Raw genomic sequence first — 19,431 nt, 5'->3', positions numbered from 1 at the left:
CTAAAGGGGATTAGCCTTGTTTTTTAACGAGTGCTTCGACGATGTTCGACGGAGCTTCGGCGTATTTGGAGAATTCCATGGAGTAGCTTGCGCGACCCTGAGACATGGAACGAACGTCGGTCGCGTAACCGAACATCTCTCCGAGCGGAACTTCAGCGCGGACGACGCGGCCAGAGACCGACTCATCCATACCCTGTACCAGACCACGACGACGGTTCAGGTCACCCATCACGTCACCCAGGTAGTCTTCCGGGGTTACAACTTCGACCTTCATGATCGGCTCGAGGACCACACCGCCGCCCTTCTGGGCCAGCTGCTTGGTCGCCATCGAAGCGGCGATCTTGAACGCCATTTCGTTGGAGTCGACGTCGTGGTACGAACCATCGAATACCGCGGCTTTCAGGCCGATCAGAGGATAACCGGCAACGACGCCGTTTTTCATCTGTTCTTCGATACCCTTCTGGATCGCAGGGATGTATTCCTTCGGAATCACACCACCAACGACTTCGTTGGCAAACACCAGACCTTCGGTGATGTTGCCCTTGTCGTCCTGATCCGGCTCCGAGAAACGGATCCAGCAGTGACCGAACTGACCACGACCGCCCGACTGACGAACGAACTTGCCTTCGATCTCGACGTTGGACTTGGTGATCTTCTCGCGGTACGAAACCTGCGGCTTGCCGATGTTGGCCTCGACGTTGAACTCGCGCTTCATGCGGTCAACGAGGATGTCCAGGTGCAGCTCACCCATACCGGAGATGATGGTCTGACCGGTTTCTTCATCGGTCTTGACGCGGAACGACGGGTCTTCCTGGGCCAGCTTGCCCAGTGCGATACCCATCTTCTCCTGGTCAGCCTTGGTTTTCGGCTCTACGGAGAGCGAAATTACAGGCTCAGGGAAGTCCATACGCTCGAGGATGATCGGCTTGTCGGCGTTGCACAGGGTGTCACCGGTGGTGACGTCCTTCATGCCGATCAGCGCAGCGATGTCACCTGCACGTACTTCCTTGATTTCTTCACGCTGGTTGGCGTGCATCTGCACCATACGACCAACGCGCTCTTTCTTGCCCTTGACCGAGTTGATGACGGAGTCACCGGAGGTCAGGAAGCCCGAGTAAACGCGGACGAAGGTCAGAGTACCAACGAACGGGTCGGTGGCAATCTTGAAGGCCAGAGCCGAGAACGGCTCGTCGTCGTCAGCGTGACGCTCGTCGAACTGTTCAGGCGTGACTTCGTCCTTCGGAACTTCAGCCAGGTCAGGGTGGATACCCTTGATCGCCGGGATTTCGGTCGGCGCAGGCAGGAAGTCGATGACGGCGTCGAGAACCAGGGGAACGCCCTTGTTCTTGAACGAAGAACCACAGACAGCAGGAACGATCTCGCTCGCCAGAGTACGGGCGCGCAGACCAGCCTTGATGTCTTCGACGGACAGCTCACCTTCTTCAAGGTACTTGTTCATCAGCTCTTCGCTGGCTTCGGCAGCGGCTTCAACCATGTTGTTGCGCCACTCGTTCGCCAGCTCAACCATATCCGCAGGAATCTCTTCCTCGCGGTAGGTGGTGCCTTTGTCGTCATCGTTCCAGTAGATGGCTTTCATCTTGATCAGGTCGACCTGACCCTGGAAGTTGTCTTCAGCACCGATGGCCAGCTGGATCGGAACCGGGGTGTGACCCAGGCGGTTCTTGATCTGACCGACAACGCGCAGGAAGTTGGCACCAGCACGGTCCATCTTGTTCACGTAAACAACACGTGGAACACCGTACTTGTTGGCCTGACGCCATACGGTTTCGGACTGCGGCTCAACGCCGGAGGTACCGCAGAATACGACGACCGCGCCGTCGAGTACACGCAGCGAACGTTCCACTTCAATGGTGAAGTCAACGTGGCCGGGGGTATCGATGACGTTTACGCGGTAGTTGTCGTACTGACCACGGGAGCCTTTCCAGAAGGTGGTAACGGCAGCGGAGGTAATGGTGATACCGCGCTCCTGCTCCTGCACCATCCAGTCGGTGGTCGCGGCGCCATCATGCACCTCGCCCATCTTGTGGCTCAGACCTGTGTAGAACAGGATCCGCTCGGTCGTGGTAGTCTTGCCCGCGTCAACGTGAGCACAGATACCGATGTTACGGTAGCGGTTAATTGCTGTAGTACGAGCCATAAAGCCCTCGCAAAAAGATTGATGCTTGAATTAGAAGCGGTAGTGCGAGAACGCTTTGTTGGCTTCAGCCATACGGTGCACGTCTTCACGCTTCTTGACTGCAGCACCCTTGCCTTCGGCAGCATCCAGCAGCTCGCCGGCCAGACGCAGAGCCATCGACTTCTCGCCGCGCTTGCGGGCGTAGTCTACGAGCCAGCGCATTGCCAGAGCGTTACGACGGGACGGACGAACTTCAACCGGAACCTGGTAAGTGGCACCGCCGACACGACGGGACTTTACTTCGACCAGCGGAGCGATGGCGTCGAGAGCTTTCTCGAAGATTTCCAGGGGGTCGCTGTTCTTGCGTGCTTTGACGGTATCCAGAGCACCGTAAACGATGCGCTCGGCTACGGCCTTCTTGCCGCTTTCCATCACGTGGTTCATGAACTTGGCGAGAATCTGGGATCCGTACTTAGGATCGTCCAGAATCTCACGTTTTGCTGCTACACGACGTCTTGGCATGATAAGCCCTCAAACGGTCTTCAGGTTAGCCCGGGACCAGGTCTTACGACCCCTGCCCGACCTTACTCTTATCGACTCAAAAAAATGGATGTCTGCAAACGGCCGATTACTTCGGACGCTTGGTACCGTACTTCGAACGACCCTGGTTACGGCCTTTGACGCCCGAAGTATCCAGAGAGCCGCGAACGGTGTGGTAACGAACACCTGGCAAGTCTTTTACACGACCGCCACGAATCAGGACGACGCTGTGCTCTTGCAGGTTGTGGCCTTCACCACCGATGTACGAGGAAACCTCGAAACCGTTGGTCAGACGCACACGGCATACTTTACGCAGTGCCGAGTTAGGTTTTTTCGGCGTGGTGGTGTACACACGGGTGCACACGCCACGACGCTGCGGGCAGTTCTGCAGCGCAGGAACGTCGGACTTTTCGACCGAACGCTTACGCGGCTGACGTACCAGCTGGTTGATAGTTGCCATCTACTAGCTCCACTGATTGTCTTGCGACTCTATTGTCTTGCAAGAAAGCCAAAAATTGGCGAGACGGAGTCCCACCAAATTTAAGGGTACAAAAGTCTAAAGAGGATCTTGCACCCAGTCAAGACGAGGCCCCGCCCCCTCCTGCCCGATCATCGGCAACATGTGCTGTCGCCGTGAGCGGGAGGAAGGGCCGGGGCCCTGCCCTCACTTAGTTACCGCTGGAGTTCAGCGCTTCGGTCAGTGCGGCTTCCACCTCACTGGCGCTCACACGCAGCGGCTTGTCGGCATCACGGCGACGCTTGCGCTCGCTGTGGTAGGCCAGACCGGTACCGGCCGGGATCAGACGACCCACGACCACGTTCTCCTTCAGGCCGCGCAGGTAATCGCGCTTGCCGGTTACGGCCGCTTCGGTCAGCACGCGGGTGGTTTCCTGGAAGGAAGCCGCGGAGATGAACGATTCGGTCGACAGCGAGGCCTTGGTGATACCCAACAGCACGCGGGTGAACTTGGAGATGAACTTGTCCTCGCTGGCGAGACGCTCGTTCTCTACCAGTACCTGGGTCAGTTCCATCTGGTCGCCCTTGATGAAGCTGGAATCGCCCGACTCGGAGATCTCGACCTTGCGCAGCATCTGACGCAGGATGGTCTCGATGTGCTTGTCGTTGATCTTCACGCCTTGCAGACGGTAAACGTCCTGGATCTCGTTGACGATGTACTTCGCCAGCGCACTCACACCCAGCAGACGCAGGATGTCGTGCGGATCGCTCGGGCCGTCGGAGATGACTTCGCCGCGGTTTACCTGTTCGCCTTCGAAGACGTTCAGGTGGCGCCACTTCGGAATCAGCTCTTCGTACGGATCGCTACCGTCGGTCGGGGTGATGACCAGACGACGCTTGCCCTTGGTTTCCTTGCCGAACGCGATGGTGCCGCTGACTTCAGCCAGGATCGAGGCTTCCTTCGGACGACGCGCTTCGAACAGGTCGGCAACGCGCGGCAGACCACCGGTGATGTCGCGGGTCTTCGACGTTTCTTGCGGGATACGCGCGATAACGTCACCAACACCGATCTGAGCACCGTCAGCCACACCGACAAGGGCGTTGGCCGGCAGGAAGTACTGAGCAGGTACGTCGGTACCTGGCAGGTACAGGTCCTTGCCAGCGGCATCGACCATCTTGATCGCCGGACGGATTTCCTTGCCTGCGGCAGGGCGATCCTTGACGTCCATCACTTCGATGTTGGTCAGGCCGGTCAGTTCGTCGGTCTGACGCTTGATGGTGATGTTTTCTTCCATGCCCACGAAGGTCACGGTACCTTTCAGCTCGGTCACGATCGGGTGGGTGTGTGGGTCCCACTTGGCGACGATGGCGCCAGCTTCGACCTTCTCACCTTCCTTGACCGAGATCACCGCACCGTAAGGCAGCTTGTAGCGCTCACGCTCACGGCCGAATTCATCGGCAATGGCCAGCTCGCCGGAACGCGATACGGCAACCAGGTTGCCATCGGCGCGCTCGACCTGCTTCAGGTTGTGCAGACGAACCATACCGCCGTTCTTCACCTGAACGCTGTCGGCAGCCGAGGTACGGCTTGCAGCACCACCGATGTGGAACGTACGCATGGTCAGCTGGGTACCCGGCTCACCGATCGACTGTGCAGCGATGACGCCAACTGCTTCACCGATGTTCACCTGGTGACCACGCGCCAGGTCACGACCGTAGCACTTGGCGCAGATGCCGTAGCGGGTTTCGCAGTTGATCGGCGAACGTACGACGACTTCGTCGATGCTGTTCAGCTCGATGAACTCGACCCACTTCTCGTCGACCAGGGTACCGGCCGGAACGATGACGTCCTCGGTGCCTGGTTTGAACACGTCGCGAGCGATGACACGACCCAGTACGCGCTCACCGAGCGGCTCTACAACGTCGCCGCCTTCGATGTGCGGGGTCATTACCAGACCTTGGTCGGTGCCGCAATCGATCTCGGTCACGACCAGATCCTGCGCCACGTCTACCAGACGACGGGTCAGGTAACCGGAGTTCGCGGTCTTCAGTGCGGTATCCGCCAGACCCTTACGAGCACCGTGGGTCGAGATGAAGTACTGCAGTACGCTCAGACCTTCACGGAAGTTCGCGGTGATCGGCGTCTCGATGATCGAGCCGTCCGGCTTGGCCATCAGACCACGCATACCGGCCAGCTGACGGATCTGGGCTGCGGAACCCCGCGCACCCGAGTCAGCCATCATGTACATCGAGTTGAAGGACTCTTGATCGACTTCGTTGCCTTCGCGGTCGATGACCTTCTCTTTCGAGAGGTTGGCCATCATCGCCTTGGATACTTCGTCGTTCGCCTTCGACCACAAGTCGATGACCTTGTTGTACTTCTCGCCCTGGGTTACCAGGCCGGAGGCGTACTGGCTCTCGATTTCCTTCACTTCGTCGGTAGCGGTACCGATGATGCGGGCTTTCTCATCCGGGATAACGAAGTCGTTAACACCGATGGAGACGCCGGAAATGGTCGAGTAGGCGAAACCGGTGTACATCAGTTGGTCAGCGAAGATAACGGTCTCTTTCAGACCAACCACGCGGTAGCACTGGTTGATCAACTTGGAGATCGCCTTTTTCTTCATCGGCTGGTTGACCACGTCGTACGGCAGACCTGCCGGTACAACCTGGAACAGCAGCGCACGGCCGACAGTGGTGTCGACGATACGGGTGTTCTTGGTCACGCTGCCATCGCGATCTTTCACGGTTTCGTTGATACGAACCTTGATTTTCGCGTGCAGGGCGGCTTCGCCGGCGCGGAATACGCGGTCGACTTCCTGCAGGTCTGCGAATACGCGACCTTCGCCCTTGGCGTTGATGGCTTCACGGGTCATGTAATACAGACCCAGTACAACGTCCTGCGACGGAACGATGATCGGCTCACCGTTGGCTGGCGACAGGATGTTGTTGGTCGACATCATCAGCGCGCGCGCTTCGAGCTGGGCTTCCAGGGTCAGCGGCACGTGAACGGCCATCTGGTCACCGTCGAAGTCGGCGTTGTACGCAGCACAGACCAGCGGGTGCAGCTGGATCGCCTTACCTTCGATCAGGACCGGCTCGAACGCCTGGATACCCAGACGGTGCAGGGTCGGTGCGCGGTTGAGCAGGACGGGGTGTTCGCGGATCACCTCGGCGAGAACGTCCCAGACCTCTGGCAGTTCGCGCTCGACCATCTTCTTGGCCGCCTTGATGGTGGTCGCCAGACCACGCATTTCCAGCTTGCCGAAAATGAACGGCTTGAACAGCTCGAGAGCCATCTTCTTCGGCAGACCGCACTGGTGCAGGCGCAGGGTCGGGCCTACGGTAATTACCGAACGGCCGGAGTAGTCCACACGCTTACCGAGCAGGTTCTGACGGAAGCGACCTTGCTTACCTTTGATCATGTCAGCCAGGGACTTCAGCGGACGCTTGTTCGAGCCAGTGATGGCGCGACCGCGACGGCCGTTGTCCAGCAGGGCGTCAACCGCTTCCTGCAGCATGCGCTTTTCGTTGCGCACGATGATGTCCGGCGCCGACAGATCGAGCAGGCGCTTCAGACGGTTGTTACGGTTGATCACCCGACGATACAGGTCGTTCAGGTCGGAGGTCGCGAAACGGCCACCATCCAGCGGAACCAGCGGACGCAGGTCCGGCGGCAGCACTGGCAGGACTGTCAGGACCATCCACTCAGGCAGGTTGCCCGAACCCTGGAAAGCTTCCATCAGCTTCAGGCGCTTGGACAGTTTCTTGATCTTGGTTTCCGAGTTGGTCTGCGGAATTTCTTCACGCAGGCGACCGATCTCGTGCTCCAGGTCGATAGCGTGCAGCAGCTCACGAACAGCCTCGGCACCCATACGGGCGTCGAAGTCGTCACCGAACTCCTCCAGCGCTTCGAAGTACTGCTCGTCGTTGAGCAGCTGACCCTTTTCGAGGGTGGTCATGCCCGGATCGATCACGACGTAGCTCTCGAAGTAGAGCACGCGCTCGATATCACGCAGGGTCATGTCCATCAGCAGGCCGATACGGGACGGCAGCGACTTCAGGAACCAGATGTGGGCAACCGGCGAAGCCAGTTCGATGTGCGCCATGCGCTCACGACGAACCTTGGCCAGCGCAACTTCAACGCCGCACTTCTCGCAGATCACACCGCGGTGCTTCAGGCGCTTGTACTTGCCGCACAGGCACTCGTAGTCCTTGACTGGGCCAAAGATCTTGGCGCAGAACAGGCCGTCACGCTCAGGCTTGAACGTACGGTAGTTGATGGTTTCCGGCTTCTTAACTTCACCGAACGACCACGAACGGATCATTTCAGGCGACGCCAGACCGATGCGGATGGCGTCGAACTCTTCGACTTGACCCTGGTTTTTCAGCAAATTCAGTAGGTCTTTCAAGGCCTTTCCTCCTGGCGGAGCAGGAAGCGGGCATTACCTGCCCCGCTCCCCTTCGCGTCACGTGTTATTCGGTTTCCAGATCGATATCGATACCGAGCGAACGGATCTCTTTGATCAACACGTTGAAGGACTCGGGCATGCCCGGCTCCATACGGTGATCGCCATCCACGATGTTCTTGTACATCTTGGTACGGCCGTTCACGTCGTCCGACTTCACTGTGAGCATTTCTTGCAGGGTGTATGCCGCGCCGTATGCTTCCAGCGCCCACACTTCCATCTCCCCGAAACGCTGACCACCGAACTGCGCCTTACCACCCAGCGGCTGCTGGGTAACCAGGCTGTAGGAACCAGTGGAACGCGCGTGCATCTTGTCGTCCACCAAGTGGTTCAGCTTGAGCATGTACATGTAACCAACGGTCACAGGACGCTCGAACTTGTTGCCGGTACGGCCATCGAACAGCACCATCTGGCCGCTTTCCGGCAGGTCAGCCAGCTTCAGCATGGCCTTGATCTCACGCTCCTTGGCACCGTCGAAGACCGGAGTAGCCATCGGCACGCCTTTCTTCAGGTTGTGAGCCAGAGCGAGGATCTCTTCGTCGGAGAACTCTTCGAGGTTCTCCTGACGACCACCGATCTCGTTGTAGATCTCGGTCAGGAAGGTACGCAGTTCTGCGGCCTTGCGCTGCTCTTCGATCATACGGTCGATCTTCTCGCCCAGGCCCTTGGCCGCCAGGCCGAGGTGGGTTTCGAGGATCTGACCGACGTTCATACGAGAAGGTACGCCCAGCGGGTTCAGTACGACGTCGACCGGAGTACCGTTGGCGTCGTGCGGCATGTCTTCGACCGGCATGATCACCGATACCACACCCTTGTTACCGTGACGACCGGCCATCTTGTCACCCGGCTGGATGCGACGGCGGATAGCCAGGTAGACCTTGACGATCTTCAGTACGCCAGGTGCCAGGTCATCGCCCTGCTGCAGCTTGCGCTTCTTGTCTTCGAACTTGTCGTCCAGCAGGCGACGGCGATCGACGATGTACTGCTGAGCCTTTTCCAGCTGCTCGTTCAGTGCATCTTCAGCCATGCGCAGTTTGAACCACTGGCCGTGCTCCAGACCGTTCAGGACTTCGTCGTTGATCACGGTGCCTTTCTTCAGGCCCGCGCCACCGTCGACCACCTGGCCGTTCAGGGCTGCACGCAGACGCTCGAAGGTTGCACCTTCGACGATGCGGAACTCTTCGTTCAGATCCTTGCGGATCTCGTCCAACTGCATCTTCTCGATGGCCAGGGCACGGCTATCGCGCTCGACGCCATCACGGGTGAAGACCTGGACGTCGATGACGGTACCCTTGGTGCCGGTCGGCACACGCAGGGAAGTGTCCTTAACGTCGCTCGCCTTCTCACCGAAGATCGCACGCAGCAGCTTCTCTTCCGGCGTCAGCTGGGTTTCGCCTTTTGGCGTTACCTTGCCAACCAGGATGTCGCCAGCGCCCACTTCGGCACCTACGTAGACGATACCGGCTTCGTCCAGCTTGTTCAGTGCGGCCTCACCCACGTTCGGGATGTCCGCAGTGATTTCCTCTGGGCCAAGCTTGGTGTCACGCGCCACACAGGTCAGTTCCTGGATGTGGATGGTGGTGAAGCGGTCTTCCTGGACCACACGCTCGGACAGGCAGATGGAGTCTTCGAAGTTGAAGCCGTTCCACGCCATGAACGCGATGCGCATGTTCTGACCCAGTGCCAGCTCACCCATGTCGGTGGACGGACCGTCGGCCATGATGTCGCCACGCTGAACCTTGTCACCTTTGCTTACCAGCGGACGCTGGTTGATGCAGGTGTTCTGGTTCGAACGGGTGTACTTGGTCAGGTTGTAGATATCCACACCTGCTTCGCCAGTCTCGACTTCATCGTCAGCAACGCGCACGACGATACGGCTGGCATCGACCGAGTCGATCACACCACCACGGCGTGCCACCACGCAGACACCGGAGTCGCGGGCAACGTTGCGCTCCATGCCGGTACCTACCAGCGGCTTGTCGGCACGCAGGGTCGGTACAGCCTGACGCTGCATGTTCGAACCCATCAACGCACGGTTGGCGTCGTCGTGCTCGAGGAACGGAATCAGCGACGCTGCGACAGAAACAACCTGCTTCGGCGAAACGTCCATCAGGGTGACGTCTTCCGGCGCCTTGACGGTGAATTCGTTCAGGTGACGAACAGCTACCAGCTCGTCGATCAGTTGCTTCTTCTCGTTCATCGCGGCCGAAGCCTGAGCGATGACGTGATCAGCCTCTTCGATCGCCGACAGGAACACGATGTCGTCGCTGACCACGCCTTCCTTCACCACGCGATACGGGCTTTCAAGGAAGCCGTACTGGTTGGTGCGGGCATAGGCCGCCAGGGAGTTGATCAGACCGATGTTCGGACCTTCAGGGGTCTCGATCGGGCACACGCGGCCGTAGTGGGTCGGGTGTACGTCACGGACTTCGAAGCCGGCACGCTCACGGGTCAGACCGCCAGGGCCGAGTGCGGAAACACGGCGCTTGTGGGTGATCTCGGAGAGCGGGTTGTTCTGGTCCATGAACTGGGAAAGCTGGCTGGAACCGAAGAACTCCTTCACCGCCGCCGCTACCGGCTTGGCGTTGATCAGGTCCTGCGGCATCAGGCCTTCGCTTTCGGCCATCGACAGACGTTCCTTGACCGCGCGCTCTACACGCACCAGGCCAACACGGAACTGGTTCTCGGCCATCTCGCCAACGCAACGTACGCGACGGTTACCCAGGTGGTCGATGTCGTCGACGATGCCTTTGCCGTTACGGATATCGACCAGGGTCTTCAGAACCTCGACGATATCTTCCTTGCTCAGCACGCCCGAACCTTCGATCTCGGTACGACCGATACGGCGGTTGAACTTCATGCGGCCAACGGCGGACAGATCGTAACGCTCGGCGCTGAAGAACAGGTTGTTGAACAGCGTCTCGGCGGCATCCTTGGTTGGCGGCTCACCTGGACGCATCATGCGGTAGATCTCGACCAGGGCTTCCAGCTGGTTGCTGGTAGTGTCGATCTTCAGGGTATCCGAGATGAACGGACCGCAATCGATGTCGTTGGTGTACAGGGTCTCGATGCGGACGACCTGAGCCTTGGCGATCTTGATCAGCAGCTCGGTGGTCAGCTCGGTGTTGCACTCGGCCAGGATTTCGCCAGTGGCCGGATGTACGATGGCCTTGGCGGTGGTGCGACCCAGCACGTACTCCATCGGCACGTCCAGCTGGTTGACACCGGCTTTTTCGAGCTGATTGATGTGGCGCGCAGTGATACGGCGACCCTGCTCGACGATGACCTTGCCGCTGCCGTCAAGGATGTCCATCACCGCGACTTCACCACGCAGACGCTGAGGCACGAGCTCCAGGCTGAGTTTTTCGCCGGAGATGTGGAACACGTTGGTGGTGTAGAAGGTGTTCAGGACTTCTTCGGTGCTGTAGCCCAGCGCACGCAGCAGTACCGAAGCCGGCAGTTTGCGGCGACGGTCGATACGCACGAACACGCAGTCTTTCGGGTCGAACTCGAAGTCCAGCCACGAACCGCGGTACGGAATGATGCGAGCGGAGTACAGCAGCTTGCCCGAGCTGTGGGTCTTGCCACGGTCGTGGTCGAAGAACACACCCGGCGAACGGTGCAGCTGGGAAACGATAACACGCTCGGTACCGTTGATAACGAAGGTACCGTTCTCAGTCATCAGGGGGATTTCACCCATGTAGACTTCTTGCTCTTTGATGTCCTTGATCGCTTTGTTCGACGATTCCTTGTCGAAGATGATCAGGCGCACCTTGACCCGCAGTGGGACCGCGAAGGTCACGCCACGCAGGACACATTCCTTCACATCGAAGGCGGGATCGCCCAGGCGGTAGCCTACATACTCCAAGGCAGCATTGCCGGAGTAGCTGATGATCGGGAATACCGATTTGAAGGCCGCGTGCAGGCCGACGTCGCGGAACTGATCCTTGGATGCTCCCGCTTGCAGGAATTCGCGATACGAATCCAGCTGGATGGCCAGGAGGTAAGGCACATCCATGACGTCCGGCAACTTGCTAAAGTCCTTGCGGATACGTTTTTTCTCAGTGTATGAGTAAGCCATCAGCGTTCCCCAGCTTGGTCACCTGCTTGTTTGGCTTCTCCCGGCGGGAGCAGCCAGAAAATCGTGCAAACCCCTTGGTTTGCGCCACCCACATGGGTGTCTTGCAGCTTGTTATCGGGGCCGGCTTGACCGGCCACCAATAACGGAAAAAGGCCGGTGGCATAAGCCACCAGCCATCAGCCCTTCGCTCAACGCTCGGACTGGAGTCGCAAAGTCGAGATTACTTCAGCTCGACTTTAGCGCCAGCTTCTTCCAGCTTCTTCTTCGCGTCTTCAGCGGCTTCTTTCGAAACGCCTTCAGCGATAACCTGAGGAGCGCCGTCGACTTTCTCTTTGGCTTCTTTCAGGCCCAGACCGGTCAGTTCACGAACGGCCTTGATCACGTTGACTTTCTTGTCGCCAGCTTCGGTCAGAACGACGTTGAACTCGGTCTGCTCTTCAGCAGCGGCAGCAGCGCCAGCAGCTGGGCCAGCAGCAACAGCGGCAGCAGCGGTAACGCCGAAGGTTTCTTCCATCGCTTTGATCAGTTCAACAATTTCCAGAACGGTTTTCTGGCCGATCGCTTCGATGATTTGCTCGTTAGTCAGAGACATGACTATGAATTCCTGTATTGGGGTGACAGCCTACGCGGCCATCAAATTAAACGTTTGATTTCGAAAGAGACTACGCGGCCTTAGGCAGCAGCGGCTTCTTTCTGGTCGCGCAGAGCAGCCAGAGTGCGGGCCAGCTTGCTGGTTGCACCTTGGATTACGCTCATCAGCTGTGCGATAGCCTCGTCGCGAGTTGGCAGGGTTGCCAGCACGTCGATCTGGTTAGCGGCAAGGAACTTGCCGTCGAACGCAGCTGCCTTGATCTCGAACTTGTCCTGACCCTTGGCGAACTCTTTGAACAGACGGGCAGCAGCGCCCGGGTGTTCGTTGGAGAATGCGATCAGGGTCGGGCCTTTGAACGCGTCGTTGAGGATCGAGTACTCAGTACCCTCAACTGCGCGCTTGAGCAGGGTGTTACGTACGACGCGTACGTAAACGCCAGCTTCGCGGGCCTCTTTACGGAGTCCGGTCATTGCGCCTACAGTCACACCACGGGCATCGGCCACGACAGCGGACAGAGCGACTTTGGCAGCCTCGTTGACTTCAGCGACGATGGCCTTCTTGTCTTCGAGTTTAATTGCCACGGGTTTACTCCTGGTTTCTACCGTTTCATCTGGCCGAAGCCGGATGTCGTTTTGGTGTCTGATTCGGTAACGAATCGGGAGCACCATCTGCGTGGGCTGGATTTTTAAGGCTCGCGCCGCCTACGGTCTTGGATAGCCCCCGCCAGGCAGGGACCCCAATTTTTGCTGGCGGCGCGACAGGTCGCACCGCCATGTTCTTACACGTTCAGCGAGCTCTGATCGATGACCAGACCTGGGCCCATGGTGGTGCTCAGGGTAACACGCTTGACGTAGATACCTTTCGAGGAAGCCGGCTTGATACGCTTCAGGTCAGCGATCAGGGCTTCAACGTTTTCCTTCAGCTTGCCAGCTTCGAAGCCGACCTTGCCAACGGAGGTGTGGATGATACCGTTCTTGTCGGTACGGTAGCGAACCTGACCAGCCTTGGCGTTCTTGACGGCGCCGGCTACGTCTGGGGTCACGGTACCTACTTTCGGGTTAGGCATCAGGCCACGAGGACCCAGAACCTGACCCAGCTGACCGACGACGCGCATGGCATCAGGCGATGCGATGACGACGTCATAGTTCAGGTCGCCGCCTTTCATTTCGGCAGCCAGATCGTCCATACCTACACGGTCAGCGCCGGCAGCCAGAGCGGCCTCAGCAGCTGGACCCTGAGTGAAGACAGCAACGCGAACGGTCTTGCCAGTGCCGTGTGGCAGCACAGTAGCGCTACGTACGACCTGGTCGGATTTACGCGGGTCAACACCGAGGTTAACGGCGATGTCGTAGGACTCTACGAACTTGGCAGCCGGGAGCGAAGCCAGCAGGGTTGCGGCTTCTTCGAAGTTGTAGGCCTTGCCTGCTTCGATTTTCTCGGCGATAGCCTTTTGGCGCTTAGTCAGCTTAGCCATTACACACCCTCCACGTTCAGGCCCATGCTGCGGGCAGAGCCAGCGATGGTGCGTACAGCTGCATCCAGGTCAGCGGCGGTCAGATCAGCCTGTTTAGCCTTGGCGATATCTTCCAGCTGAGCACGGGTAACGGTACCGACTTTAACGGTGTTCGGACGAGCCGAACCACTGGCCAGGCCAGCAGCTTTCTTCAGCAGAACCGAGGCAGGAGTGCTCTTGGTCTCGAAGGTGAAGCTACGGTCGCTGTAGACAGTGATGATGACTGGAGTCGGCAGACCTGGCTCTTGACCCTGAGTACGGGCGTTGAAGGCCTTGCAGAATTCCATGATGTTCACACCGTGTTGACCCAGTGCTGGACCAACGGGTGGGCTTGGGTTGGCCTGGCCGGCCTTTACTTGCAGCTTGATGTAAGCCTGAATCTTCTTAGCCATGAGCTACTCCAAAATCGGGTACGAACGCCAGATGGCTCCCCGGATGACTTGCGTTTTATCCCAGTGACGACAAAACCCCGCAGCACACAGGGCTGCGGGGTATGGGATGCTTCGTCCGCCTAGACCTTTTCGACCTGGCTGAACTCGAGCTCTACCGGAGTAGAGCGACCGAAAATGAGCACCGCCACCTGGAGGCGACTCTTTTCATAGTTAACCTCTTCGACACTACCATTGAAGTCAGCAAACGGACCATCAATGACTCGAACCACTTCACCCGGCTCGAACAGCGTCTTCGGCTTAGGCTTGTCACTACCGTCAGCTACGCGACGGAGGATGGCCTCAGCCTCTTTATCGGTGATTGGCGCAGGCTTATCTGCGGTACCACCAATGAAGCCCATCACACGAGGGGTATCCTTGACCAAGTGCCAAGTCCCTTCGTTCATTTCCATCTGGACCAATACATAGCCAGGGAAGAATTTACGCTCACTTTTGCGCTTCTGGCCGTTGCGCATTTCGACGACTTCCTCGGTCGGAACCAGGATCTCGCCGAAACCGTCTTCCATGCCAGCCAGCTTGACGCGCTCGATCAGGGAGCGCATCACATGCTTCTCGTAACCCGAGTAAGCATGCACAACATACCAACGCTTAGCCACGGGACACCTTTAGCCAACGATCAAGGAGACCGCCCAGCCGAGCAGGGAATCAAGCCCCCACAACAGCAGTGCCATAACCAGCACGACAGCCACAACAATCAGCGTGGTCTGGGTGGTTTCCTGGCGGGTCGGCCACACGACTTTACGGATCTCGGTACGAGCTTCCTTCGCCAGCGCAAAGAACGACTTACCCTTGGCGGTCTGCAAGGCAACAAAGCCTGCGACTGCAGCCAGGACGAGAAGTGCAAGGACGCGATACAGGATTGGAGAGGCGGAGTAATATTGATTACCCACGACACCAACAACCACCAAAGCCACTACAGCCAGCCACTTGAACAGATCAAAACGCGTTTCTTGGGCTTCAGTCTTGGGAGTCATCGGGGAGGATCCTGTGAGAAGAAAGCCAATCACACCGAGGTGAATGGCAGGTCAGGAGGGAATCGAACCCCCAACCTACGGTTTTGGAGACCGTCGCTCTGCCAATTGAGCTACTGACCTTTAACGCTGTATCAGGCCGGCCATTATACCGGCCCAATCAAGTAAATCAACTACTTATTCAATAATTTTTGCTACGACGCCGGCGCCGACGGTACGACCGCCTTCACGGATAGCGAAGCGCAGACCGTCTTCCATTGCGATGGTCTTGATCAGGGTGACAGTCATCTGAATGTTGTCACCTGGCATTACCATTTCAACGCCTTCCGGCAGCTCGCAGTTACCGGTCACGTCAGTGGTACGGAAGTAGAACTGAGGACGGTAGCCTTTGAAGAACGGAGTGTGACGGCCGCCTTCTTCCTTCGACAGAACGTAGACTTCTGCGGTGAACTTGGTGTGCGGCTTGACCGAACCTGGCTTGACCAGAACCTGGCCACGCTCAACGTCGTCACGCTTGGTACCACGCAGCAGAACGCCGCAGTTCTCGCCAGCACGACCTTCGTCCAGCAGCTTGCGGAACATCTCAACACCGGTGCAGGTGGTGGTGGTGGTGTCACGCAGACCAACGATTTCCAGCGGATCCTGAACGCGGACGATACCACGCTCGATACGACCGGTAACAACGGTACCACGACCCGAGATCGAGAAGACGTCTTCGATCGGCATCAGGAACGGCTGGTCAACGGCACGAACTGGCTCAGGGATGTAGGCATCCAGAGTTTCAACCAGCTTCTTGACAGCGCTGGTACCCATTTCGTTGTCGTCTTTGCCTTCCAGAGCCATACGAGCCGAACCGATGATGATCGGAGTGTCGTCGCCTGGGAAGTCGTAGGTGGACAGCAGGTCGCGAACTTCCATCTCGACCAGTTCCAGCAGCTCAGCGTCGTCTACCAGGTCAGCCTTGTTCAGGAAGACCACGATGTAAGGAACGCCAACCTGACGGGACAGCAGGATGTGCTCACGGGTTTGTGGCATCGGACCATCGGCGGCCGAGCAAACCAGGATCGCGCCGTCCATCTGGGCAGCACCGGTGATCATGTTCTTCACGTAGTCAGCGTGACCTGGGCAGTCAACGTGAGCGTAGTGACGAATGTTCGAGTTGTACTCGACGTGAGCGGTGTTGATGGTGATACCGCGCGCTTTTTCTTCCGGAGCCGAGTCGATCTTGTCGAACTCAACGACTGCCGAACCGAAAACTTCGGAGCAGACGCGAGTCAGAGCTGCGGTCAGAGTGGTCTTACCGTGGTCAACGTGGCCGATAGTGCCGACGTTAACGTGGGGAAGGGAACGATCAAACTTTTCCTTAGCCATCGATACAATCCTCCGCAGAAGAAATAGTCTTGCGCTGATAAAACAAAGGCAGATATTTTCATATCTGCCTTGTTTATATGGAGCTCTTGAGCGGACTTGAACCGCTGACCTCACCCTTACCAAGGGTGTGCTCTACCAACTGAGCTACAAGAGCGAAACACTTGTGCAAAATCCAGCAAACTTGGAGCGGGTAGCGGGAATCGAACCCGCATCATCAGCTTGGAAGGCTGAGGTTCTACCACTAAACTATACCCGCGGAGCTTGCGGCTCTCGCTAAAACTGGTGGAGGGAGAAGGATTCGAACCTTCGAAGCTCTCGCAACGGATTTACAGTCCGTCCCCTTTGACCGCTCGGGAATCCCTCCAGATGTGGCCGGCATTCTATTTGTCTGCCGTCCTAGTGTCAAGCGCTTTTTCAAATTTTTTCAATCAAATCTGAAGCTTAGCTGCGCTTGCACCGCTTCCAGACCCATCACCTAAGTGCTGTTCCCTGTGAAGCGGGCGCCATTCTATCAAGCTATTCGCCAGTTGCAATACCCTCGCACAAAATAATTTTGTGTTTTAAGTCTTTGAAATCCTTGGAAAGACCTGCGATGACCGAGGGCTCCAGCAAACGCTCGCTTTGCGGGGCAATCTTCAGCCAGCGACCATCAGCACCAGGTAACTGCCCCGCGACCGGTTCGGCTTCGATATCGAGGCTGAGCAGGCGCTGACGCAGTGCATCCAACTGCTCCTGGCTACCCACGCCACCGATCACCAGACATTCATCCCGGCGCCGAGCCGGCGCCGACGCCCCCGTTTCGCGCAGCAGCCGAATTTCCTGCTGATTACCCTTGTACAACGACAAAGGTGCGACTTCCTTGACCTTCAGCGGGGCTTCCTGTTGGTGCCAGACGTAATAGAAGACGTTGAGCACCAGCAACAGCAGAAACAACCAACGCATAGTCACCTCAATCCAACGGACAGGCCATTGCCAGACCAACGAATACCAGATCGGGTACGACACGCGCCATGGGCACGGCGTCGCGTACCAGCGGCGCATCGCCACCGGTCAAGAACACAGTGAAGTCATCACCCCACTGCGCGCGCGCCTGCTCGAGCTGCGTGCGCGCGAACCCTTGAAGCATCAGCACACAACCACGCTCGACCGCTTCGACGGTGGAACGCCCAGGCTGCAGGCTGGTCAGGGCGCGCTCGGCGGACGCATCGTCATAGCGAATACGCCGAGTATGAGTGCGCAACTGGCTGCGCATCAGCGGCATCCCAGGACAGATGTATCCACCCAGATGCTCACCGTCAGAACTGACGAAGTCCGCCTTGGCCGCCGTCCCGAGATCAATGACCAGGCACGCTCCCTTTGCCAGATGGTAGGCACCCAGCACTGCAAGCCAGCGGTCCATGCCCAGGCGCTGATAGTCTTCGTAGCCATTACGAACACCCGCCATCTGTATCGCAGGCTGGGCGACCCGCGCCTGAACTCCGAATGCCTGGGCAATCAAGGTGCACAGAACAGCGGTCTCTTCCTCGCTGCGCACACTCACGATGCGGCAAGCCGTCAACCGGGCAGTGGCAAGACCGATCACCTCACCTAGCAGCGCCTGATCGGAGTCGACAATGCCTCCTCCCACCATCGTGGCTTCCGCCGTATGAATGACCCGCCATTTGATGAAGCTGTTACCGCAATCGAGCTCAAGAATCATCACGCAACCTCAAACTGAGCTCACCACCACTGAAGCTCTTTTCCACACCGTCGACATCAAGGCGTATCGCGCCCTGACCATCCACACCGAGGGCGATACCGTCAATCGTGGTAGTGCCTGCGATCAGCGAAACCTTGCGCCCCTGCCAGAGGTGCGACGCCTCCCACTCTTCCTGGAAAGCCGCAAAACCATAGCGCCGGTGGCGCGCCATTTCCCGCTGCAATTGCTCACCGAGCACAGCGACCAGTCGATTACGGTCGACCGATTGGCCCAGTTCGCGACGCATCGAGGTCCATTGTTGATCAACCAGGTCGTTGACCTGCATATTCACGTTGATCCCGATCCCCAGGACGACGTGGCAGACATCGGCGGGATCTCCGACCAACTCCAGCAGTATGCCGGTGATCTTCTTCCCATCCACCAAAACGTCATTAGGCCACTTCAGCCCCACCTTCTCCAGCCCGAAGGCCTGAAGCGTGCGCATGACCGCCAGCCCCACCACAAGGCTCAAACCTTCGAGCTGGCGCATACCACCATCGATGCGAAGCACCAGGCTGTAGTAGAGATTCTCCGCGAATGGGCTCACCCAGTGGCGACCACGCCGACCGCGACCAGCACTCTGACGCTCGGCAAGCACAACGAAGGGCGCCGACTGGCCAACGGCGGCGAGGCGCAAACCCTCTGCATTGGTCGAGTCGATGGTTTCATGAATGAAGACCGGCCAGCACTCGCCCTCTGCAAAGCCGGCAATTGCCTGCTCATCCAGCAAAACCAGCGGTGCCGCCAGTTGATAACCGCGCCCACGCACCTTGTGAATGGTCAGGTTGAGCTCGCTCTCCAGGTGCTGCAGCTGTTTCCAAACGGCGCTGCGGCTCACACCCAGGGCGGCGCCCAGGGCTTCCCCGGAATGGAAGCGGCCATCCTTCAGAAGATTCAACAACTTCAGCATGCCAGTCTCGACTTGGAATAAGGCAGGCATGATACCTGTAGCCGCTGCCTCATGTCGCGGAAAGGGTGCTGGCGATGCGTGCATTCCAGGGCGATAAGCGCACAAAGACAAAACCCCTACCTGCTCGCGCAGATAGGGGTTTTGCGAAATGAATCTTGACGATGACCTACTCTCACATGGGGAAACCCCACACTACCATCGGCG

Annotated in this window: 15 protein-coding genes and 4 tRNA genes; all 19 read right to left on the bottom strand. The window is 58.2% G+C overall.

What is annotated here, in order from left to right; translation table 11 throughout:
- Positions 1-10 precede the first annotated feature (10 nt).
- Complete coding sequence (gene fusA / locus E2H86_RS17430) at positions 11-2,158, bottom strand: elongation factor G (RefSeq protein ID WP_133330043.1); 2,148 nt, start codon at positions 2,156-2,158, stop codon at positions 11-13.
- Between the two features lie 30 nt (positions 2,159-2,188).
- Entirely contained in the window at positions 2,189-2,659 is a 471-nt protein-coding gene (gene rpsG, locus E2H86_RS17425; RefSeq protein ID WP_003246741.1) for a 30S ribosomal protein S7, read from the bottom strand.
- Positions 2,660-2,765: 106 nt separating this feature from the next.
- Entirely contained in the window at positions 2,766-3,137 is a 372-nt protein-coding gene (rpsL, locus tag E2H86_RS17420) for a 30S ribosomal protein S12 (protein ID WP_003255492.1), read from the bottom strand.
- A 208-nt stretch (positions 3,138-3,345) separates the two neighbouring features.
- The gene (gene rpoC / locus E2H86_RS17415; protein ID WP_133330041.1) at positions 3,346-7,545 is read right to left on the bottom strand and encodes a DNA-directed RNA polymerase subunit beta'; all 4,200 of its coding nucleotides are present in this window, start codon (positions 7,543-7,545) and stop codon (positions 3,346-3,348) included.
- Positions 7,546-7,609: 64 nt separating this feature from the next.
- On the bottom strand, positions 7,610-11,683 hold the full coding sequence (gene rpoB / locus E2H86_RS17410) for a DNA-directed RNA polymerase subunit beta (RefSeq protein WP_133330039.1): 4,074 nt from the start codon (positions 11,681-11,683) through the stop codon (positions 7,610-7,612).
- 220 nt (positions 11,684-11,903) lie between these two features.
- Positions 11,904-12,275 (bottom strand): 50S ribosomal protein L7/L12, encoded by a 372-nt coding sequence (rplL, locus tag E2H86_RS17405; protein WP_133330037.1) that lies wholly within the window; start codon positions 12,273-12,275, stop codon positions 11,904-11,906.
- 80 nt (positions 12,276-12,355) lie between these two features.
- A complete protein-coding gene (gene rplJ, locus E2H86_RS17400) occupies positions 12,356-12,856 on the bottom strand; it encodes a 50S ribosomal protein L10 (RefSeq protein ID WP_043215352.1) in 501 nt (166 codons plus the stop codon).
- A 197-nt stretch (positions 12,857-13,053) separates the two neighbouring features.
- Positions 13,054-13,749, bottom strand: a complete 696-nt coding sequence (rplA, locus tag E2H86_RS17395) for a 50S ribosomal protein L1 (protein WP_013970629.1) — start codon at positions 13,747-13,749, stop codon at positions 13,054-13,056.
- Positions 13,749-14,180 carry a 50S ribosomal protein L11 gene (rplK, locus tag E2H86_RS17390; RefSeq protein WP_133330035.1) on the bottom strand — a complete coding sequence of 144 codons (432 nt, stop codon included), beginning with the start codon at positions 14,178-14,180 and terminating at the stop codon, positions 13,749-13,751. The genes rplA and rplK overlap by 1 nt, the downstream gene beginning before the upstream one ends.
- A gap of 119 nt (positions 14,181-14,299) precedes the next feature.
- On the bottom strand, positions 14,300-14,833 hold the full coding sequence (gene nusG, locus E2H86_RS17385) for a transcription termination/antitermination protein NusG (protein ID WP_003255501.1): 534 nt from the start codon (positions 14,831-14,833) through the stop codon (positions 14,300-14,302).
- 9 nt (positions 14,834-14,842) lie between these two features.
- The gene (gene secE, locus E2H86_RS17380) at positions 14,843-15,211 is read right to left on the bottom strand and encodes a preprotein translocase subunit SecE (RefSeq protein WP_133330033.1); all 369 of its coding nucleotides are present in this window, start codon (positions 15,209-15,211) and stop codon (positions 14,843-14,845) included.
- A 44-nt stretch (positions 15,212-15,255) separates the two neighbouring features.
- Positions 15,256-15,331 (bottom strand) — tRNA-Trp (locus E2H86_RS17375).
- Positions 15,332-15,385: 54 nt separating this feature from the next.
- Positions 15,386-16,579, bottom strand: a complete 1,194-nt coding sequence (tuf, locus tag E2H86_RS17370) for an elongation factor Tu (RefSeq protein ID WP_062575362.1) — start codon at positions 16,577-16,579, stop codon at positions 15,386-15,388.
- 78 nt (positions 16,580-16,657) lie between these two features.
- Positions 16,658-16,733, bottom strand: a tRNA-Thr gene (locus E2H86_RS17365).
- Between the two features lie 28 nt (positions 16,734-16,761).
- A tRNA-Gly gene (locus E2H86_RS17360) sits at positions 16,762-16,835 on the bottom strand.
- Positions 16,836-16,859: 24 nt separating this feature from the next.
- Positions 16,860-16,943 (bottom strand) — tRNA-Tyr (locus tag E2H86_RS17355).
- Positions 16,944-17,095: 152 nt separating this feature from the next.
- Positions 17,096-17,521, bottom strand: coding sequence for a hypothetical protein (locus E2H86_RS17350; RefSeq protein WP_133330031.1), 426 nt, complete (start codon positions 17,519-17,521; stop codon positions 17,096-17,098).
- Positions 17,522-17,528: 7 nt separating this feature from the next.
- Positions 17,529-18,278 (bottom strand): pantothenate kinase, encoded by a 750-nt coding sequence (locus tag E2H86_RS17345; protein WP_133330029.1) that lies wholly within the window; start codon positions 18,276-18,278, stop codon positions 17,529-17,531.
- Positions 18,268-19,227, bottom strand: a complete 960-nt coding sequence (gene birA, locus E2H86_RS17340; RefSeq protein WP_133330027.1) for a bifunctional biotin--[acetyl-CoA-carboxylase] ligase/biotin operon repressor BirA — start codon at positions 19,225-19,227, stop codon at positions 18,268-18,270. The genes E2H86_RS17345 and birA overlap by 11 nt, the downstream gene beginning before the upstream one ends.
- Between the last annotated feature and the right edge of the window lie 204 nt (positions 19,228-19,431).

The organism is Pseudomonas putida (assembly GCF_004357765.1).
Lineage (GTDB): Bacteria > Pseudomonadota > Gammaproteobacteria > Pseudomonadales > Pseudomonadaceae > Aquipseudomonas > Aquipseudomonas putida_U.
The sequence above is the reverse complement of the archived record's forward strand: the minus strand, read 5'-3'. Positions and strand labels throughout refer to the sequence as shown.